Source organism: Chryseobacterium sp. CBTAP 102 (assembly GCF_003201365.1).
In the GTDB taxonomy this organism is placed as follows: Bacteria; Bacteroidota; Bacteroidia; order Flavobacteriales; family Weeksellaceae; genus Chryseobacterium; species Chryseobacterium candidae.
Window position 1 is genome coordinate 67570 of record NZ_QICX01000007.1, and the last position, 19743, is coordinate 87312.

Consider the following 19743-nt stretch of genomic DNA (forward strand, 5'->3'; position numbering starts at 1 on the left):
ACATCATCATCAATCTATATATAACGCCCCTGAAATATTTTTATTTCGGGGTTAATTATAATTCTTCTATGTCTAGAATACATTTAACTCTTAAAAATCAATTGATTACCGCAATTTTTATCTAAATTGATAGTTCTAAATATGAACCTTTCAATCGCAGTGCTATGGAATATTATGAATTGTATGAAGTTTTGAAAAAGCATTTTGATTCCGGAAAAAGCAGTCCTAAACTCAAAGAACTGAATGTAAGCATTGAATCAGTCCCTTTTGAATCCAAGGTTTGTGACCTTCTTTATGGCTCAGAAAATCAGCATTGCAGCAAACATCAGCAAACCCTCGAAATCAACAAAAACGGCTATCTCTTTTACAACCAACCTGCTGTAGACATCAAAGATTATGATATTGAATGCAATAAAAGGTTTGAGTATCATATTCTGAAGCGGGCAGATACTGAAACAGCCGAGGAAGCTCTGTTTTTCTTTCATGGACTGAATGAAAAGAAGTGGGATAAATACCTGCCATGGGCATATGAACTGGCTCAAAGAACACAAAAGGCTATCATTTTGTTCCCCATTGCATTTCATATGGACCGTGCAGACCCTATCTGGAGTGACCGCCATCATATGATGGAAGTGGTTAATTTCAGAAAGAAAAAATATCCGGAAAACATGAATTACTCTTACGTGAATGCAGCCATAAGTTCCAGACTGGAAGCGCATCCTCAAAGAATTTTCTGGTCCGGACTTCAGACATATTCGGATATTACTGAGGTGGTAAAAAGTATTAAAAACGGTAAAATCAAAAGTATTTCTCCAGAAGCAAATCTGGATTTATTTGGCTATTCTATAGGATCATTTCTTTCTTTAATTATCAAAATGGCTGATCCGAATCAGTATTTTACCCGTTCAAAAGTGTTTTGTTTTTGTGGAGGAATGACGATCGACAGGATGTTTCCGATCTCAAAATATATCATGGATACCCAGGCAACCGTTAAAATGCAGTCTGTTTTTACGGAATTGCTGAGCGCTGATTTTAAATCGGATCCACGTCTTAAACATTATCAGAATGAATCGTTGCATCCACAGGAAAGCTGGTTTAAAAAAATGCTGCGCTACAATTATTTTCAGAAAGAAAGAGAAGAAAGAATTCAGGAAATCCAATCTCAGATCAAAGCTTATGTTTTGGAAAAAGACAGTGTTGCTCCTCCTATAGAAGCTCTCAATACGCTGCGGGGCGGCTACAGGAATATCAATGTAGACATTGAAATCAAAGATTTTCCGTTTGAGTATTCCCATATGGTTCCGTTTCCGCTTACCCATAAACATTCAAAAGAAGTTACGAAAGCATTTCACCAGTTTGTACAGTCCGTCAGTGATTTTTATAATTCCTGATGATGGATTTTTCAGGGATAAAAGAGGGTAAGGAATAGTTTAAAGAATAATAATATGAGATCCATGGTGTATGTTTTTAGGTTAATACTTATCAACTGACCAGCCAGTCTTTAAAATCCTTCACACGGTCTCTGCTGACCGTAATTTCCTCTTCCGGCTGAAATTCAAGATCCACTTTGTAGTACGGTGAAGTATGAATATTTTTGATATAATCCGAACTGATAATGAACTGTCTGTTCACCCGGAAAAACTTTTTCGTATCCAGAACATCTTCCAACTCATCAAGCGTAAAATCTGATGGATAAGTACGGTCTTCCGTCTGAAGATAAACGATTTTATTTTCACTGAAAAAGCAGCTTATTTCGTGAGTCTGTACAATTTTAAGGTTATATCCTATTTTAACCAGAACTCTGGAAAGGGTAGATTTTTCTTTTCGGATTAACTGTTTGATATCCTGAGAACCATTGGTGTCATTGGCAGGAATGAAGGATTTAAATTTCTCCACTGCTCCTTCCAGGTCTTCATCAAGAATGGGTTTTAAGAGATAATCAATGCTGTTCAGCTTAAAAGCTTTCAGGGTATATTGGTCAAAGGCTGTCGTATAGATGATGAAACCTTTGGTAGGAGCTTTTTCAAAGATATCAAAAGACAATCCGTCACCTAAAACAATATCGGAAAAGATCAGCTGTGGATGTTCGTTTTCAGAAAACCAGGCAACTCCTTCTTCCACTGATTCTATTTTAGCAACTATCTCTATTTCAGGAAAGTTATTCAGCATTCTCTCCAGTTTCCTTGAAGCAGGTTTTTCGTCTTCTATAATGACAGTTTTGATCATTGAGTTTAAATTTTGGTTTTCAGATTTTGGAAAATAAAGGTAGATAAAAGTGGATACATTTTAATACTTTATCGTTCTTTTATCTTTCCTGAGTTCTTTTTCAATCATATTATTTTCCCATTCAGAATCAAAAAGAAATAGTTTTGCTGCTTTTACGAGAATAATAAATGCCCAGATTGCAAGGATGGTATACCTGTCAAATAAACTCAAATGAATAATTTTTTCACCAAAAATATCATCAGGAATGATCAGAACGGCAAACAGGGCAAATATAAAAATGCTTTTATAGAATTTTCTGATACTATTCGTTCTTTCAGAGGCTGTTTCGTAATCCATGATTGTATATGTTTTTAGTTATGATTATTGTTTATAGTGTTTTTATTTTCTGTTTTTCATCTTTCTCCATAAGCTCTCTTATTTTTCTTTCTTCCCAGCTTTTACCAATTCCGAATACGCTTATGGCATGAAATGCAATTCCTACTCCCCATCCCAGTGCAGGCCATAAAAACCATAAATATCCGGGAGCAGTTATAATGTTCAGTATTGCTAAAAAAGGAATAATGATGCAGTAAGAGGTAAGATTTCCATAAAATTCTTTCAGATCTTTCACTCTTCTTGAAGCTTTTCTGTAAGCAATTGTTTCTTTGTCAGGTAAAATTTCCATAATGTTTTTTTTAGAGGTTGATTTGTTTTTTCTTGAGTCAAAGGTAGCTCAGGAAAGTACCACAAATCAATTTTATATGACCGAACGGTAGATTATCCTATCTGAACTGTAAAAACCTGTCATTAATAGATAAACGGAATTAATTTTTTAGTACTTTTTCTGTATTCAATATACTCATCTCCAAACTGTTCTGTCAAAGCCTGTTCTTCAATCTTAATCCTGTAGGCGAAGGCCAAAAACGGAGGTAAAAAAGCAAAGATCAATGAAAGCCAGTTATTTAAATACAAACCGAGACCCAAAGAAGTCAGTAGAGAAAAAGCATAGGAAGGATGTCTCAGATATTTATAAAATCCCTCTTTTTTAATTTTATGATCCTGTCTGATGGTAACATCTACTGTAAAATATTTTCCCAAAGATCTGATGATCACATATCTGACAAGAATCCCGATAAGAATAAAAAGTTCACCCAGATAAAGAATCCAGACCCCATCAGCCATCGGAAAATGAAAATTATAAGACATGAAAATTGCGCTTACAATGGAAAAAGGAATGGCCAGCCATAAGATATTCAGTGTAGATTTATCTTTGTTTTTCTGATCTTCTTTACCGGATTTCAACATGTTCTTGTAAAGGAATTCCGTGATAAACCAAGCGGCCATTGAAATGTAGAATAGAATTGATAAAGCATTCATTTCAACAAATTTAAAGTTAAAAGTATTTTGAAAAAGATAATTTATTTAGTGATCTTTCTGTTTATCCATCAGTTCCTTGATCTTCTTATCTTCCCATTTTTTAATAAAATTAACACGGGGCAGAAAAACGGTAACCGCATGTGCAGCAAGCCCTATTCCCCAGAAAGTTGCCGTAAAAAAGTTTTTAAACTGAAAATAGCTTTCGCCGGGCTTCAGATGCATACAATTATAGACAACAATCAGGGCATTCACTGCGATATAAGCGAATAAATGTCCGTAAAATCCACGCAGTCTTTCTACCTGTCTTCTTGCCCGTTGATAATCCATATCGTTTTCGTCAAATGTTTCCATAAGCCTATTTTTTTTGTTTGTTCATAATTTCACGAATCTTCTTTTCCTGCCATGATTCTCCTACTCCAAACACCTGAAATGCATGAGAAGCAACACCTATTCCCCATCCCAGTACAGGAAACCAGAACCAGTGATTTCTACTGCTTGTAAAAAGGTTAATAAAGATTAAAAAAGCGCTTACCGTACAGTAAGAAATCAGGTTCATATAAAAACTCTTAATCTCTTTTACTCTCTTTTGTGCCCGTTTATAAGCAGCTGAATCATCCTCTGGTTTCGAGCTGGAAATATGCGGCTTAGTTATCAGCATTGGAAGTTTTACTTTAAAATGATCTTCGGATTTTTCGATGAAGACATTTCGTTCTGTAAGAAGGGAATAACGCTGTACGATATTAGCAAGACCAATTCCCGAGCTTTCCTTGATCTGTTCTCTTGCCTGAAGATTATTTTCAATACAGAGGGTATTTCCATCTGAAAAAATTCTAATGATCAAAGGTCTTGATGATGTTGCAAAATTGTGCTTGATACAGTTCTCCAACAATAGCTGCAAAGCTAATGGAACAACGTATTTCTGATAGTCTTCTTTGGCAACATCAAAACTAAAGTCCACACTGTCTTCAAACCTTGTTTTCAAAAGATCGCAATAGGTTTTTGCAAATTCTATTTCATCTTCTGCCGTTACCAGTTCTTTATCTTTTTGTTCAAGTACATATCGGTAAATCTTTGACATTGAAGCCGTAAACTTTTGTGCCTGTTTTGGATTTTCATCAATCAGAGAGCTTAAAACATTCAATGAATTGAAAAGGAAATGGGGATCCAGCTGGTTCTTTAAACTTTCAAACTGGGCATTAGCAGATTTGGCGATAAGCTTCTGTTCCACTACTTCTTTTTTGGAAGTCTTTTTCAGTTCTTCCATGAAACTTCTGGCATGAAGAAATGCGGATATCAGCAATGCAATATTGATGGTAAACCAATTCAGGAAATTATATTTTCCAAGGAAAAACTCTTCTGTAGTAGCCGCTTTCTGAATAAGTACAAAATTGACATAATTGCAAAAATAGACCAGCACAAAATTGGCCACAATAATTGAAATGATACTGATAACGGCCCTTTTGGTGGTAGCTTCAGACCACGGAATTTTCTTATTCAGAAAACTGTTCAGCAATCCATTTCCTCCTCCCAGCACAAAGGAATAAATAAAAGAAATGAGTATTGTATACAAAAAGTTTTCAAGGTTCTTTTCTTCTGTAAAGACAAAAAAGAAAAACATGGAGACTGCAAGTGATATCCAGAATAGTACGATAAAGTTTTTCCGTTTCATGATCTGTTTTCTTGACTCAAAATTAGTTTTTATTAAAGGTATCAAAAATTAATTGTTACCGAAGGGCTGATTTTCCTTTCCGAATGGTATTAAAAAACCTTCACGCGAATGAAGGTTGGTTTGTAAGTGAAATATGGAGAAAACTATTTTGCTTTTTCTACCGGTAAGCTTAAGAAATAATCAGCTTCTCCCTTTCCCCAGTTTGGATCTAAAGCCGTTTTGGGTTTATAGGTGTTAAATTTTGCCTGAGCCGCTTTAAACATCTCCAATCCTTTGGTTTTGCTGCCTCCGTACTGTTCGGGAGTAAAATAGACATCTTCTGCTTTGATCAGCGCAATTCTCGGATTCGAAGGATCTAATTTCTCTGCAATATTCATTTCCTCAGCAGCTCTTGCGCCATCTGTCATATAACGCTGTGCTGGATTCACCATCATTCTCAGAGAATAAGACATTTTTCTCAGCAGGTGAATTTCGGCATTATCAGTTCCTGCAAGATTCTGAGCCATTGAAAGATGCTTCTCTGCCTGGTCCGCAATACCATCCAATTCCTGCATTTTTCCGTCTCTCATCAGGGTTCTTCCTTTTTGGATATAAGAAAATGCAGCATAGTAAGCCGGAAGCCATTTTGTACTTTCTTTACTGCCTATTCTCTGAAAATCATTCGCCAGAGTCTGGAAATCTTCTGAGGTTTTGCAGGTTTCAATTCTGGCTATTTTTTCAGACATTATTTTGTCATAATCTGCCTGTGCAAAAGCAGTTAAACTTACAAAAGCTAAAGCAAAGCTTAAAAGGTATTTTTTCATGATATTAAATTTTAAAAGTGAGTTATATTTTTTGTTCTAAGGTATGTTTTTATAAATTATTATTGATGGCATCATCTGTTTTATCTACTCCGAAGCTTATAAATGCTCCTATGAATACAAACGTATTGACTGGCGGAACAATGGCAGAACTTCTGGAACCATTGGCTGAGAAATTATAGCCATATATATTCTTTGATCCTAAGATATTACTGATACTCAATACAAATACCGGAAAAGCTTTCGCATCTTTTTTACCGATATTCGGAAGATAATTAACACTGAAGTTTAATGCGTTATAATCTTTTAATCTTCCTTCATTTCTGGTATAATTAATCACTTCCCCATTTTCAATTTTAGAAGCTATGTCATAATAAGGGCGTCCTTTTGCATACGTGTAAGATAAATTTACCCCAAGTTTCCATTCCGGAATAAATCTTTTTGCGACTGCTGAAAGCGTATGTTCTGCTGCAAAACTCGGCTGCAGGCTTACCGGATAATTCAGAAAATCTCTTTTTGAATCCAGATAGGAGTAGCTGATCCAATAGTCAATATTTTCAAATGTTTTTTTATTGTCTCTCCAGAAAAATTCCAGCCCTTTTGCATATCCGTATCCATCATTGTTTAAAGCCGTCTGAATCTGCTGATTTTGCTCTTTATTCTGGGTAATATTGAACGTCTTAATCAACTGGTCATATTTCTTGTAAAACGCCTCAAAACGTAAAGTTCTGCCCTCTGAAGCTCTCTGAACCTGGAAAATATAATGTTGTGATTTCTGGAAACCAAGATTTGCAGGGCCATTGATGTATTTACTTTCCGGATTCTGATAAAAAAGTCCGTAAGCCAAGGAAGTGGTCCAGTCTTTTGCAAGACGATAGGCAATAGCAAAACGAGGCGCAATATTATCCTTTCCTAAAAAAGAAGAATGCTCTGCTCTTACTCCTATTTTTGCTGATAAAGCATTGCTGAAGCCAAGATCTGTTTCCACGAAAGCAGAGGAGATCAAATCTTTATAATGTTTCTGTACTGCTTCAAAATTCAGATTTTCATCGGTATTATTCAATTCAATTCCTCCTCGTACTGCACTGATTCTGTTGATTTTTCTTTCAAGAACAGCTTTGAAATTCAGATAATTTCCATCGGTAAGAAGCTGGCTTCTGTTGGATTCAACATTATTGGTTTCTGTAGAAAAATGAAGATCCGATCTGTTGTAAGAGTAAGAACCTCCTACATTCAAAAGATACTTCCCGAATTTCTGTTTAAAAGAGAGGTTATGAAATGTATTTTTACCGTTAAGCTTTACCAGACTGAATTCGGGTCCGGGTTCAAGACTTTCTGATCTTACCCCCATTTTATTGGAATTGAACATTCCGTAATATTTGAAAAAGCCTCCTGATTTTGTTTTAAATCTGAAATTCAGATCTCCGTTAAGACCTTGCGGAGCTTCTATAAAGTCTGTATTAAAATTAAAGACTTTCTGCATCAGGCTTAAAAGAGAATATCCTGCTGTAGCTCCGTAGGAATAGTTTTTATTATCTCCTAACTTTTGAAATCCCGCACTCAGAAAAATGGGTGAAATACCAAAATTATAGGAAGTTTCATCCGGAAGATCAACGCTTTCCAGCATTAAAGCACCGGAAAGAGCCTGCCCGTACAATGCAGAATAACCACCACTTGAGAAGATATTTCCTTTAAAAAGAGAGGTATTGAACTGGTCTCTTCCTGCAATCCCCGGAACAGAATTAGAAAAATAATTGTTGATAAGACTTCCGTCCATAAAGATTTTAGACTCCGTTCCTGTTCCTCCTCTGATGAAAAGACCTTCAGTTCCTCCTACTTTTTGAACTCCAGGAAGGTAGGTCAAAGCGGAAGAAATCTGTCCGTCTGCTCCTGCTGTGGTATAAATATCAATGGGGGTAAGCAATGCTGTTGCTCTTTTTTTATCGCTGGCTTCAATAGATCCTGCAGAAACTACTACTGCATCTATCTCACTGATCTGTTCTTTAAGATCAACATTCAAAGAAACATCCTGATTCTCAATAGTAACAGTTCTTTCAATATTTTCATATTTTGGATGGCTAAATGTTATGATGTGAGTCCCTTTTTCTGAAGTTTCGAAGGTAAAATTCCCCTGAGCATCTGTTGTAGTGCCATCATAGGTATCTTTCAGCGTTACATTTACTTCAGTTACTCCTTTGTTTTTGTAGAATACTTTTCCTGATATTTTCACCTGGGAATATCCCATGATGGAAGTGAGAAGGAGAATCAGAAACAGTATGTTTTGTCCTTGTGTTTTCATTTTTATTGTTTTCTGGATCAAAAATAGCACAAGAAATGCCTTTCTGTAAAAAATTTATTACCGAAGGGCATTCTTTTGCTACCGAATGGTAATTAATGAATCGGAATGCAAAAATCCACGACCATCTTCCCTTCCGGATGTTCCTTAAAATTGGTGTGATAGATTTCATAGGTAAAGGTTCTTCTTGTAGAATACGCAATGCTTTTTGAAAGTTTTGCAGAAAGCCGAGTGACTGGAAAACCCGAGATCCCAGTAGTAACAAGCTTAAATATTCTGTGGAAATGAAACGGAGAATAGGCACTTACCTCTGAAACTTTTTCCAGAGAAAGATCCTCATCAATATGACTATCAATATATTGAATTGTTTTCACAATCCGCTTTTATACTCTTCCAAATTACATGTGTTAGCTCACAAAGATATTTTTCCATGCTGAAATTCTGTTGTCTATTATTGTTATTGTAAGAAAGTCATTCCGTTTTTTGTCACAGGATATCCTCTTCAAAATGGTATAATAAGTCTTCAAACCATATTGCAGAAGAACTTTTCCCAGTAAAGAAAGCAGGCAGATATTGGTGTCAACGAGACTGATGTTTTTCTTTTTGCTGATGGAGGTATACAGAATAATCATTTTCTATTTGTTTGCTGCCTTCGGGATTTGATCTATGAATGGCTTTCTATCCACTAAAAATAAGTTTTTTCACCTCGTTTTAAATACATTTAGCCTCCAGAGCTAAGTTTCAGAATTTAAGGCTAAAACAAGCTGTATTACAGTTGTTACTCAAGCTTGTTTTTTTAAAAAAGAGTGAGATCATAAAGCGCTTTGGAAAATCTTTTTTAAATTTATCCTAAAATCACTATAAATCATTTAAAAAATGAAAGTACAAACATTAGCATTATTGGCGGGATTTGCCGTTTTTGCAGTTTCATGCGGAACCACAAAAACGTACTCCGTAAATGCCAAAAGCGGAACACAGACAGGAGGAACGGCGAAGTTTACTCAAAATGGAAATGAAGTAACAATGAAGCTTGACATCACCAACCTTACTCCTGGAATCCATGCAGTACACATTCATGAAAAAGGAGACTGCTCTGCAGCAGACGGAACCTCTACGGGAGGCCACTGGAATCCTTCCAAGAATGATCATGGTAAATGGGGTGCCGAACATTTCCATATGGGAGATATAGGAAACCTGGTTGCTGATCAGACCGGAACGGCAACATTGACTTTCAAGACAGATAAATGGTGTCTGGGTTGTACAGATGAGTCTAAAAACATCATTGGAAAAGGTCTTATTGTACATGCCGCTGCAGATGATTTCCATACCCAGCCTACCGGAAATGCCGGAGGAAGAGTGGGATGTGTAGAAATTAAGTAATCTACTTTATTCAATAAAAAAACCGCTAATCTTTTAATTAGCGGTTTTTTTATGTTTAGGATTTAGCTCCCATATCTGATACAATATTCATTGCTTCCTGCAGGTAAAGATCTTTTTTCAGATTCTTGATCCACATTTCAGATTTCTTCCTGAAAGCTTCGTCTTTTTTCTCTCTTTCAATTTCACTTGGATACATGATAAACTGAAGTCCGTTTTCAAATTTTGTCAAAGCCTTGAACTTTTCAATCTGAGATTTTCTGTTCTTCATCAGTTCATTAAACTTCGTAATATTCAACGTGATATTTTCTTCTTTATCCAGTTTTTCTCTCCATTGAGCAGATTCTAATAACAACTGATAATTGCTGTTTTTAGCCATTCTTTCTGCACTTGCTTTTTCCAGTGCCTGAATATTGAAGTAATTCAGCTTCTGGAATTTTGTAGGTGGAATTTTATCCCAGGCCAGGGCATAATCATCATATCGCTCTCCTACTTCAGCATACGTAAAGAAATCTTTCATCTGAATATCAGAAACAATTCCTTTTCTCTGTGTAGATTCTCCTGTAATTCTGTAGAATTTCTGGATTGTCAGTTTTAAAGATCCAAAATCATCTTCCGTGTTCAGGAATCTGTTCAGATCCACAAAAGTCTGAACGGTTCCTTTCCCGAAAGACTGTGGAGATCCAATGATCATCGCTCTGCCATAATCCTGCATTACTCCTGCAAGGATTTCTGAAGCTGAAGCTGAAAGTTCATTTTGCATAATAACAAGCGGGCCTGTCCAGATTGGCGTTTCATTTTTGTTCTTAAGCGTCTGAATTTTTCCGTTTCCGTCTTTCACCTGAACGTAAGGACCAGCTTCCATGAAAAGCCCCATGATATCTCCTACTTCAGTTAAAGAACCTCCACCATTATTCCTAAGGTCCAGAATGATTCCCTGAATATTCTGTTCTTTAAGCTTAATGATTTCATTTTTGATATCATCAGAAGCATTTCTTCCTTTTGCGTTTTCAAAATCAGCATTAAAGCTTGGAAGGTTGATAAAGCCGTATTTCTTCCCATTTGGAGCGTTCACTACAATACTTCTTGCAAAAGTATCTTCAATAGCAACCTCTTCACGGATCATGGTTACATCTTTAATGGTACCATCTTTTTTCTGAACCGTTAATGTTACGGGCGTTCCTTTTTCTCCTCTGATGAGTCTTACCGCTTCGTCAGAAAGCATTCCCACCACATTTACAGCATCTTCTTTCGGTTTTGATCTTACTTTCAGGATTTTATCTCCTTCTGAAAGCTGCTTGGATTTCCATGCCGGTGCACCAATGGTAAGAGCTCCTAAGTAAAGGTTTCCTTTTTTCTCCTGGATCAGTGCTCCGATACCAATTACTTTTCCGGTGAACTGGGTATCAAAATCTTCTTTATCTTTTGGAGAATAATAGTTGGTATGCGGATCGAATACTTCGGTATACGCATTCATATACACGGTAAACCAATCCATTTTCTTTCTCTTTTTGAATCTTGTAAAGGTATCTTTTACAAGGTCTTTTACTTCATCAGTTGCTTTTTTGATTTTTTCGTCCTGAGTAAGGGGCTTAAACTTAATGGTATCTTTCAGTTTGTATTTCTGAACAGAGTCTTTCTTTTCTTTCTGAGCTTCTTCTTTGCTGTTCATCGACTCAACTTCCTGAAGGATATTGTATTTGATGAATTTTTTCCACTCATTATACTGTTCCTGTTTGTTGGCAGGTACTTTTTTAAGTTTTGGCTCAAGAGTAAGTGTTTCATCTTCCTGAAGATTGATGGGCTTACTGAAAATATCCTGAGTGATTTTATCAATCTCATCCACTCTTTGGTAGAGTCTGTCGATTGTAAGCTTATAGAATGTAAGATCACCTTGTCCGATATAGTCATCCAGTTTGGTTTCATGCTTGCTGAATTCATCCATATCAGATTGCAGAAAATATCTTTTTGCCGGATCTACCAACTCGAAATAATGCTTATAAACGTCCTTTGAATAGGCATCATTGATAGATTTCGGGCTATAATGCAGATAAGAAAGTGTATTTTTTACGCTCACCATTATCGTCTGCATCTTTTCATCGTCATTCTGTGGCGAGTTGAAACAAAACATTAGACTGGTTAATGGAATCAGGAGTAAAAATTTATTCAGTTTGAAATTTTTCCACATAAACTGTCTTTATTTATTAATTTTTTTAAAATAAGTATACTATTAGTAGCAGTAAGTTTGGTACTGTTACAAATGATCAAATTTAATACCTTATTTACAAATATCGTCAGTTTTGGCCATTTTTATTTAAAGAGATTTGCAAATAATCAAAACAATGTTAGTCATTTCCTATTATCAGGCTGTTTCATTACAAAATTATACAGATCAGTCTTTTTTCTGACGTATCCTAAGTTTTATTTTTTTAATTAAAAAATAAAAAACACATACCACAAAAACTAATTTTCAGACATAAAGGCATAAAATATGCAGAGAATTAACCATACAAATTCAAAATATTAAGTTATGAAAAGTTTACTATGGTTAGTAGCAGTCATCTGCATCGTTGTTTGGCTATTGGGGATGTTAGGAATAGTTCCCGGAATGAGCACAGGTTATTTAATTCACGTTTTACTGGTCATTGCCATTATTGTTATTCTTTATAATATCATATCCGGCAGAAAACCTCTCGACTAGTTTAATAGTTGTACAACCACTTCAATTAAAACTGAAATGAAATTCATATTAAATTTCCTTCATTTCAGTTTTATTTTTTCTCCTATGTACTTTTCCTTATCTACACTTGGTTCTTCATTCTATAAGTCAAAGTACAAGAATCTTATTTATCTTTTCGCAACAGCCAATCCCAATCTGGTATTTTATTGCGTCTGATTTTTACCTACATTTGATGTGTTGAAAATCTATTGGTTCAATTCTGAAAATGAACAAACTCACTCTATTTAAATAAAAAATTAAAGATAATTTATGGAAAGACCACTTATTCTGGTGACTAATGATGACGGAATTACAGCTCCAGGTATTAGAAATCTTGTCAGTTTTATGAATGAAATCGGAGAAGTAGTGGTTGTAGCCCCCAACTCTCCTCAAAGTGGAAAAGGCCACGCTATTACCATCAATTCAACCCTAAGTTACGAAGAAGTTACGCTGGACGGCCCGCAGACAGATTTTTCCTGCAGCGGAACTCCTGTTGACTGTGTAAAAATGGCTCTTGATAAAATTCTGACCAGAAGACCTGATATTGTGGTTTCAGGAATCAATCACGGAGCAAATTCTTCTATCAATGTAATCTATTCAGGTACCATGTCGGCAGCTGTAGAAGCCGGTGTAGAAGGAATTCCTGCGATTGGATTCTCTTTACTGGATTTCAGCTGGGAAGCAGATTTTACCCAAGCTAAGGAATTTATTCAGAATATTGTAAGAAGAACATTGGAAAATCCAATGCCTAAAGGTGTTGTACTAAATGTCAATATTCCTAAACTTCCTGCATCAGAAATAAAAGGAGTAAAAGTCTGTAAACAGGCCAATGCAAAATGGGAAGAAAGCTTTGATGAAAGGATTAATCCACATGGTAAAAAATATTACTGGCTTACGGGTTATTTCAACAATATGGATGATTCTGAAGATGCTGATGAAACGGCATTAGCTAACGGATATATTTCTATCGTTCCGGTGAAGTTTGACCTTACAGCTTATGAATACATGAAAACATTGGAAGATGTAATGACTTTTGAAGATGTAAAAGAAGTAAAATAACAAGGAGATAATAAAAGCGTGAAATCAGATTTCACGCTTTGCTTTTTATATGGCTAAAATAATACTTTATCTTCTTTTCTGAGTTCTTCCAGATAAGCCCTTTTTTCATCTCTGTAAAAAAGGTTCATCGTTTCAAAAGGGATTAACTTCAGGTCTTTATTGACAATATGTACGCACGACTTCTTCACTGCCCGTACATCAAAATCATGAGCATCCATAAAGTTCATGATAATTATTCTGAAAAGGTTATCATAGTCGAGATCCGGGGCACACACTTCCGGCAGACAGCACAGTAACTGATTGACTTTAGGCTGAACTTTATCTACTGAAATTCCGGTACTGAAAATATCCAGCAGCTGCATATGCAAACCCTTATCCTGTTCGTAAACAATGGTATTCCTTGATTCATTATTCAGAAGATCAGCAGGATTGATATATCGGGTCAAAGGAATTGTTTCCCCCTGAAGTTTTAAAATATATCCCATAGCCAGGGAATCCGGGTTACATGGAACCGGAATGATATCATCAGAGTTTAACAAAGGAAACTGATTGATTATTTCCTGTCTTACCTCAGTTAAGGTAATTTTTTCATGAGCAGAATCTTCCCGGTTTCTTCCGGCGATTTCAACGGGCTGGAAGGTAATGCCTCTCACACATTTCTGTTTCAGGGCAAACTCTATAATTTTTCCAATTTCATCAATATTTTTATCTTTTTGAAGGACGATAACCAATGTAGTAGAAAGGTTAAGCTCATTGAGCTTTTCCAGTGCTTTCATTCTGACTGCAGTAAGATCCTTGCCTCTGAAATCTTCCAGTATTGCAGGTTTAAATGAATCAAACTGGAGGTATATTTCAAACTCAGGAGCATAGGTTGCCAACTGTTCAGCAAATCCAGGATCATTGCCTATTCTGATTCCGTTGGTATTCAGCATCAGATGTTTGATAGGTTTTGACTTGGCAATATCCATAATTTTGAAAAAATCCGGATGAATGGTAGGTTCTCCCCCACTGATCTGGACAACGTCCGGCTCCCCTTCATTTTTCACAATAACATCAAACATAGCTTCAATCTCTTCCAGACTTCTGTGACTTCCATAATGAGGTGAGGACATCGCATAACAGGTTGGACAGGTCAGGTTACAACGATCTGTAACTTCTACGATAGAAAGACAACTATGCTGTTCATGATCTACACAAAGCCCACAATCATAAGGACAGCCATATTCCACATCGGTCCCGAAATGGAGCGGCATTTCAGAGGCTTTATTATAGTTTCTTATATTTTTATAATAATGTACATCAGAAGCTATTTTTGTTTTAAAAAATCCATGATCCGGACATCTTTTTGTCATAAAAACAGCTTCATCCTCTATGATAATCTTTGCTCCCACCCTTTTCAGACATTCCGGGCAGAGACTTATTGTATAATCGTAATAAGTATAGTTTCTTACTGGCATAGCAAAATTTTTAAAGTCCTCCGCAAATATAGCCGCTGATCAATCCACAGATCAGAAGGGATATAAGCATTGTTTGAATAAATTGTTTTTTGCTGAATTTCCGGGCTCCTTTCCTTTCATAAATAAGTTTTGTAATAAAAGCGACGATGAGGGAAAAAACCAGTGCAACCAAAATAATCGCACCTACAATCATTACAACTACCCCAGCCAGATTTCCTACTTCCAAAATAGTTAAGGTTTTCATTTTAAATATAAAATTTTGGTGTTTATAGTATAAATATAGTAAATAATTACACAGATACAGACCATTTGAATCATACCAAGATTTCCTATGAGCTCAACTCTTGGTTTTATAAAATCTAAAAAGAATCTGAAAATAAAATAGCCAAGCATAAACAATTGAAAAATAAAACCGGAAGGATATTTCTTAAGGTTCTGAATATATTTTAGTCCTATCCAAAGAACAATTAAAAAAGCTATTTCATACAAAGCAACAGGATGCCTGAGGTATTGATCTCCCAAATGCATTCCAAAAACAGAATCAGTAGGAATGCCATATGTTTCTTCATCAATCCCTGTAAGAAAACACCCTATTCTGCCTATAATCATGGCCAATATCAGGGGAAAAACAATAAGATCTCCCGTACTTTCTTTGTGATGCACTATCTTTTTTGCCATCTCTACTCCCAATAAGCCAAAAGCCAGCCCTCCCACAATGGTGTTGTTTGACCAGAACTTTCTGATAGAAAAGTTTTCAAATAATGCATAAGGGTTTTCAAGATTACCGATTAGCTTGGAACCTATCAAAGCTCCGGCAGTAGCTCCTATTAAAACCGCGGCAGAAGTATTGAAAGAAAGCTTTTCTGTTGACTTACGCTTCAGATAAAAATAATATCTCATTCCCAAAAACATTCCAACCGCCTCAAAGAGAGGATGTGCAAGGATTGTTTTGCCAAAAATGTTAAAAGTTACAGGAAAATCCATTATTTCAAAAATACACTATTTCATATTATTCACTACCTTTATTCTGACAAATAATTACAAAATGCGTATAGAATATGACATAAAACTGGGGTTCAAGGATGTAATGTTCCGCCCTAAACGTTCTACTTTAAAATCCCGTTCGGAGGTTGATTTGAAAAGAGAGTTTACTTTTAAGCATACTAAGAAAAAATGGACTGGAATTCCCGTAATTGCCGCCAATATGGACACCGTAGGAACTTTTGAAATGGCGGTAGAACTAGCCAAAGAAAAAATCATTACTGCTATTCATAAACATTATACTCCTGAAGAATGGAGTAAGTTTCTGGAAAGCCAGCCCGAAAGTATTTATCAATATATTGCATTAAGCACAGGAACGGGAAAGCCAGACGAAGAAAAGATAAAACAGATTCTCGAAAAGCACCCCAAAATTGAGTTTCTCTGTATAGATGTAGCCAATGGTTACTCTGAGCATTTTGTCGATTTTGTGAAAAGAGCAAGAGCGAATTTTCCAGAGAAAGTTATTATAGCCGGAAATGTAGTAACCGGAGAAATGGTAGAAGAACTTCTTTTGGTAGGTGCAGATATCATAAAAGTAGGTATTGGCCCGGGATCAGTTTGTACTACCAGAGTAAAAACAGGAGTAGGATATCCTCAGCTTTCTGCGATTATTGAATGTGCGGATGCTGCGCATGGGCTGGGCGGACAAATCATTGCTGATGGAGGATGTAAAGTACCCGGAGATGTAGCAAAAGCCTTTGGTGGCGGCGCAGATTTTGTAATGCTGGGCGGAATGTTTGCCGGACATGACGAAAGTGGTGGCGAAATGATAGAAGAAAACGGTAAAAAATATCGCCTTTTCTATGGTATGAGTTCTAAAACAGCAATGGATAAACATTCCGGAGGCGTAGCAGAGTATCGTGCTTCTGAAGGAAAAACCGTGAAAGTGCCCTATAAAGGCCCGGTAGCAGATACTGTAAAGGATATATTGGGAGGTGTAAGATCTACCTGTACTTATGTAGGTGCTTCGAAGCTTAAAGAGCTGTCCAAAAGAACAACCTTTATCAGGGTTCAGGAACAGGAAAACCAGATTTTTAAGGAATAGAAATAAAAGGCTTTAGAACATTTATCTAAAGCCTTTATTCTTTTGTTCTGATATATTTTTTATTGAAATATTTTTGAAGCTGATCATTTACATAAGTCTCCTGTTCTTTTACAGAAGCCATTTCATCCATATATAAAACTCTTGGAACTTCTTTTATTTTGTCTACTACCACAGAGTCCTGAGAGGAGTTTTTAATATTATCTATTCTTTCATTCATCTCTCTTTCATATTCGTTAAGATCTGTAGTCAGAAGCTCCTTGACTATATTTTCACCGTTGAAATCAATATTAAAATAAGAATATTTTGCCGGGAAAACCTTTAGTTCAGGTAGAAAAACAATGAGCAGAGAAACCCACCAGAATCTTTTAATTCTTTCAAATTTAAAATATAATAACAGTGAAGAAGTAAGCAGAAAATAAAAGAGTATACTTTCAAACTGTCTTGCGATAGAGGTAAGAATATAACTTGTAAACAGTAAAGGAAGAAAGGAAACGTACCAGAATAAAGCTGATTTTTTACATGTTATCTGAGTGGTGATTTTTTTCAGATCTTCTTCAAAAACCTTAATAAACAATGGAAGTACGGCAATAACCTTAAGTCCCACATAGGCAGTATCAGCACCCAAAAGAGCAATTCTCTTCAACCATTTTACCATTCCATTTTCCACTTCTCCCATCCTGTTAAAATTTCCTGGTGCAAGAAAACATACAAGTAAAAAAGCTGTTCCCAACATCATCAAAAAGAGATTTTCTCTATTCCGTTTCTGATAATAAGAGAGTACTAAAATTCCTTCAATTATCAATGCCAGAATTTCATTAGACCCCATGAGAATAATAATAAGCAAAGATGAAAGATAAAACCATATTTTCTGCTTTGAATCCTCATATTTTTTGAAAAACCAGAGTAAAATACCGGACAAAATAACAGGAACAAAATAGATATTAGAACCTGTGATCCAGAAATAATGTTCTGGTAGACTTACCAATAGCATTGTGTAGAAGAAAAACAATAGAAATCCTTTTTTTAGAGACTCTTTAGTAGAATAGTTGAAATATTCTTTAAAGTTTAATGCTGAAACTCCAATAAAAGAAAGCATCAGAAAGACAGGATATATTTTCGGAACAATATTTTTACTGTCATAAAATACAGGATTAAACATATTGAGAGAATATCCGAAATATCTGCCTCCCCATGTTGTATAGGTATCTATAAAACATTGTACCAGCCCAAGTTTTCTGGCGGCATAAGAGCAAAAATAATCATCGGTCTGATATACATTAAATCTACTAATGTATGCCAGACCGATGAATAGTAAAACGGACAAGAATAATACTATATTCTGTGCTTTTTTCATTTTCTAAGTTAACATTCCACCGTCAACGTTTAACGTCTGTCCGGTAATGTAAGCAGACATCTCACTGCCTAAGAATACACAAGCATTGGCGATATCTGCGGGCTGTCCTCCTCTCTTCATTGGAATTTCTTCTCTCCATCCCTGAACTGTTTTTTCGTCCAGCACAGCTGTCATTTCTGTTTCAATAAATCCAGGGGCAATCGCATTACATCTGATATTTCTTGATCCTAACTCCAGTGCCACAGATTTTGTAAATCCGATAACTCCGGCCTTTGAAGCTGCATAGTTGGCTTGCCCGGCATTACCTTTCACTCCAACTACAGAAGTCATATTGATGATAGATCCTGATCTTGCCTTCATCATCGGCTTAATTACTGCTTTTGTAAGGTTAAATACTGAATCTAAGTTTACTTTGATTACTTTATCCCAATCTTCTTTGGACATTCTCAATAAGAGATTATCTTTGGTAATCCCTGCATTGTTTACCAAAATATCAATCTGCCCGAACTCTGCCATTACATCATCCACCAATTTCTGAGCGGCATCATAATCTGATGCATCAGATTGATATCCTTTAATTTGGGTTACAGAACTTAAAGCTGCTTCTAATTCTTTTGCTTTGTCTACAGAGCCAGCGTAGGTAAATGCTACTTTTGCCCCCTGCTGGGCAAACATTTCAGCGATACCCTTACCGATTCCTCTTGTAGCTCCGGTAATTAGTGCTACTTTTCCTTCTAATATTTTCATATCTATTGACAATTATTTTCTTTTATAACTCGTTCAGCCAGTGACAGCTGTCTCTTCATGTTTTTACAATTCCTTTCTGGAATAAAACGGTTTGCAAAGATATTATAAAATGTTATTCAACCCATTGAATTTGTCAAAATACTGACTTTTTTTTGAAGATTATCAGGATTTTTACTAAAGTTAACCGGAATTATTTTTAAATCTGGTGAAATAAATAAAATCTTTTTTCTTACTTTTATCTAATCTCAATACTTCTTTTTGCCAGAAATATGTATCCTAAATAATATCTTTCAAAGGTTCATTCTGAAAATTGCAAACCCCGAATTTTCCTTCTTTTTTACCATAATATTCCGGGGTGATATCGTTAAAGGTTTCTTCAGCAATCGTACTTTCTTCTGCATCTATCAAGCCGTACTTTCATGTCCTTTTATTCTGAATAATCAGATAAGGATAAGCATTGATGTTTACGATCTGTTTTGAAAATTTATGCAGGGTCTGACCATTGTTTCCAATGATTTTATTTTCATTATTTTCATTACTGATCAGGGCTTTTCCGTCTTCAAAGTTATAATCTTCTTTAAATTCCCGGGTGCTGAG

22 protein-coding genes are annotated in these 19743 nt (G+C 35.8%); 5 read left to right on the forward strand and 17 right to left on the reverse strand.

Going from position 1 to position 19743, the window contains the following annotated elements; genetic code table 11:
* The first annotated feature begins 164 nt into the window (after positions 1-164).
* Positions 165-1391, forward strand: a complete 1227-nt coding sequence (locus tag C8D70_RS11480) for a DUF6051 family protein (RefSeq protein ID WP_110367403.1) — start codon at positions 165-167, stop codon at positions 1389-1391.
* A gap of 91 nt (positions 1392-1482) precedes the next feature.
* On the opposite strand, the gene C8D70_RS11485 is transcribed toward C8D70_RS11480, so the two are convergent.
* The 10 genes from C8D70_RS11485 to C8D70_RS11530 form a co-directional block, all read right to left on the reverse strand.
* A complete protein-coding gene (locus C8D70_RS11485) occupies positions 1483-2226 on the reverse strand; it encodes a LytR/AlgR family response regulator transcription factor (protein ID WP_110367404.1) in 744 nt (247 codons plus the stop codon).
* A 60-nt stretch (positions 2227-2286) separates the two neighbouring features.
* The gene (locus C8D70_RS11490) at positions 2287-2562 is read right to left on the reverse strand and encodes a 2TM domain-containing protein (protein WP_110367405.1); all 276 of its coding nucleotides are present in this window, start codon (positions 2560-2562) and stop codon (positions 2287-2289) included.
* 31 nt (positions 2563-2593) lie between these two features.
* Positions 2594-2890, reverse strand: a complete 297-nt coding sequence (locus C8D70_RS11495; RefSeq protein WP_110367406.1) for a 2TM domain-containing protein — start codon at positions 2888-2890, stop codon at positions 2594-2596.
* Positions 2891-3012: 122 nt separating this feature from the next.
* Positions 3013-3582, reverse strand: coding sequence for a methyltransferase family protein (locus C8D70_RS11500; RefSeq protein WP_110367407.1), 570 nt, complete (start codon positions 3580-3582; stop codon positions 3013-3015).
* Between the two features lie 45 nt (positions 3583-3627).
* The gene (locus tag C8D70_RS11505; protein ID WP_076595156.1) at positions 3628-3933 is read right to left on the reverse strand and encodes a 2TM domain-containing protein; all 306 of its coding nucleotides are present in this window, start codon (positions 3931-3933) and stop codon (positions 3628-3630) included.
* A 4-nt stretch (positions 3934-3937) separates the two neighbouring features.
* Positions 3938-5251: a 2TM domain-containing protein gene (locus C8D70_RS11510; protein ID WP_076595157.1), complete on the reverse strand. Its 1314-nt coding sequence runs from the start codon at positions 5249-5251 to the stop codon at positions 3938-3940.
* 143 nt (positions 5252-5394) lie between these two features.
* Complete coding sequence (locus C8D70_RS11515; protein WP_110367408.1) at positions 5395-6054, reverse strand: hypothetical protein; 660 nt, start codon at positions 6052-6054, stop codon at positions 5395-5397.
* Between the two features lie 49 nt (positions 6055-6103).
* On the reverse strand, positions 6104-8350 hold the full coding sequence (locus C8D70_RS11520) for a TonB-dependent receptor (protein WP_110367409.1): 2247 nt from the start codon (positions 8348-8350) through the stop codon (positions 6104-6106).
* 92 nt (positions 8351-8442) lie between these two features.
* The gene (locus C8D70_RS11525) at positions 8443-8721 is read right to left on the reverse strand and encodes an AraC family transcriptional regulator (protein ID WP_110367410.1); all 279 of its coding nucleotides are present in this window, start codon (positions 8719-8721) and stop codon (positions 8443-8445) included.
* Between the two features lie 33 nt (positions 8722-8754).
* The gene (locus C8D70_RS11530; RefSeq protein WP_110367411.1) at positions 8755-8979 is read right to left on the reverse strand and encodes a hypothetical protein; all 225 of its coding nucleotides are present in this window, start codon (positions 8977-8979) and stop codon (positions 8755-8757) included.
* Between the two features lie 244 nt (positions 8980-9223).
* On the opposite strand from C8D70_RS11530, the gene C8D70_RS11535 reads away from it, so the two are divergent.
* Positions 9224-9727: a superoxide dismutase family protein gene (locus C8D70_RS11535; protein WP_076595161.1), complete on the forward strand. Its 504-nt coding sequence runs from the start codon at positions 9224-9226 to the stop codon at positions 9725-9727.
* A gap of 55 nt (positions 9728-9782) precedes the next feature.
* Here C8D70_RS11535 and C8D70_RS11540 read toward each other — a convergent pair whose 3' ends face one another.
* Entirely contained in the window at positions 9783-11912 is a 2130-nt protein-coding gene (locus C8D70_RS11540) for a carboxy terminal-processing peptidase (RefSeq protein ID WP_110367412.1), read from the reverse strand.
* A 342-nt stretch (positions 11913-12254) separates the two neighbouring features.
* On the opposite strand from C8D70_RS11540, the gene C8D70_RS11545 reads away from it, so the two are divergent.
* Together C8D70_RS11545 and surE are read left to right on the forward strand one after the other, a co-directional pair.
* A complete protein-coding gene (locus tag C8D70_RS11545; RefSeq protein WP_047426491.1) occupies positions 12255-12425 on the forward strand; it encodes a lmo0937 family membrane protein in 171 nt (56 codons plus the stop codon).
* Positions 12426-12713: 288 nt separating this feature from the next.
* Positions 12714-13502 (forward strand): 5'/3'-nucleotidase SurE, encoded by a 789-nt coding sequence (gene surE / locus C8D70_RS11550; protein ID WP_076595163.1) that lies wholly within the window; start codon positions 12714-12716, stop codon positions 13500-13502.
* A 53-nt stretch (positions 13503-13555) separates the two neighbouring features.
* Here the strand turns inward: surE and C8D70_RS11555 are convergent, their stop codons facing one another.
* Genes C8D70_RS11555 through C8D70_RS11565 form a run of 3 tightly spaced genes read right to left on the reverse strand, consistent with a single transcriptional unit; the run spans position 13556 to position 15943 of the window.
* Complete coding sequence (locus C8D70_RS11555) at positions 13556-14959, reverse strand: radical SAM protein (RefSeq protein ID WP_110367413.1); 1404 nt, start codon at positions 14957-14959, stop codon at positions 13556-13558.
* Between the two features lie 10 nt (positions 14960-14969).
* Positions 14970-15203, reverse strand: coding sequence for a hypothetical protein (locus C8D70_RS11560; protein WP_110367414.1), 234 nt, complete (start codon positions 15201-15203; stop codon positions 14970-14972).
* Positions 15200-15943 (reverse strand): prolipoprotein diacylglyceryl transferase, encoded by a 744-nt coding sequence (locus tag C8D70_RS11565; protein WP_181416126.1) that lies wholly within the window; start codon positions 15941-15943, stop codon positions 15200-15202. The genes C8D70_RS11560 and C8D70_RS11565 overlap by 4 nt, the downstream gene beginning before the upstream one ends.
* A 61-nt stretch (positions 15944-16004) precedes the next feature.
* Here C8D70_RS11565 and C8D70_RS11570 point away from each other — a divergent pair, with 61 nt between their 5' ends.
* On the forward strand, positions 16005-17045 hold the full coding sequence (locus C8D70_RS11570; RefSeq protein ID WP_076595167.1) for a GMP reductase: 1041 nt from the start codon (positions 16005-16007) through the stop codon (positions 17043-17045).
* Positions 17046-17079: 34 nt separating this feature from the next.
* Here C8D70_RS11570 and C8D70_RS11575 read toward each other — a convergent pair whose 3' ends face one another.
* The 3 genes from C8D70_RS11575 to C8D70_RS21205 all read right to left on the reverse strand — a co-directional run bounded on the left by C8D70_RS11575 (position 17080) and on the right by C8D70_RS21205 (position 19554).
* Positions 17080-18399 carry a DUF6056 family protein gene (locus C8D70_RS11575; protein ID WP_110367416.1) on the reverse strand — a complete coding sequence of 440 codons (1320 nt, stop codon included), beginning with the start codon at positions 18397-18399 and terminating at the stop codon, positions 17080-17082.
* A 3-nt stretch (positions 18400-18402) separates the two neighbouring features.
* On the reverse strand, positions 18403-19146 hold the full coding sequence (gene fabG, locus C8D70_RS11580) for a 3-oxoacyl-[acyl-carrier-protein] reductase (RefSeq protein WP_076595169.1): 744 nt from the start codon (positions 19144-19146) through the stop codon (positions 18403-18405).
* 276 nt (positions 19147-19422) lie between these two features.
* Positions 19423-19554, reverse strand: coding sequence for a hypothetical protein (locus C8D70_RS21205; RefSeq protein WP_262509788.1), 132 nt, complete (start codon positions 19552-19554; stop codon positions 19423-19425).
* Positions 19555-19743 lie beyond the last annotated feature (189 nt).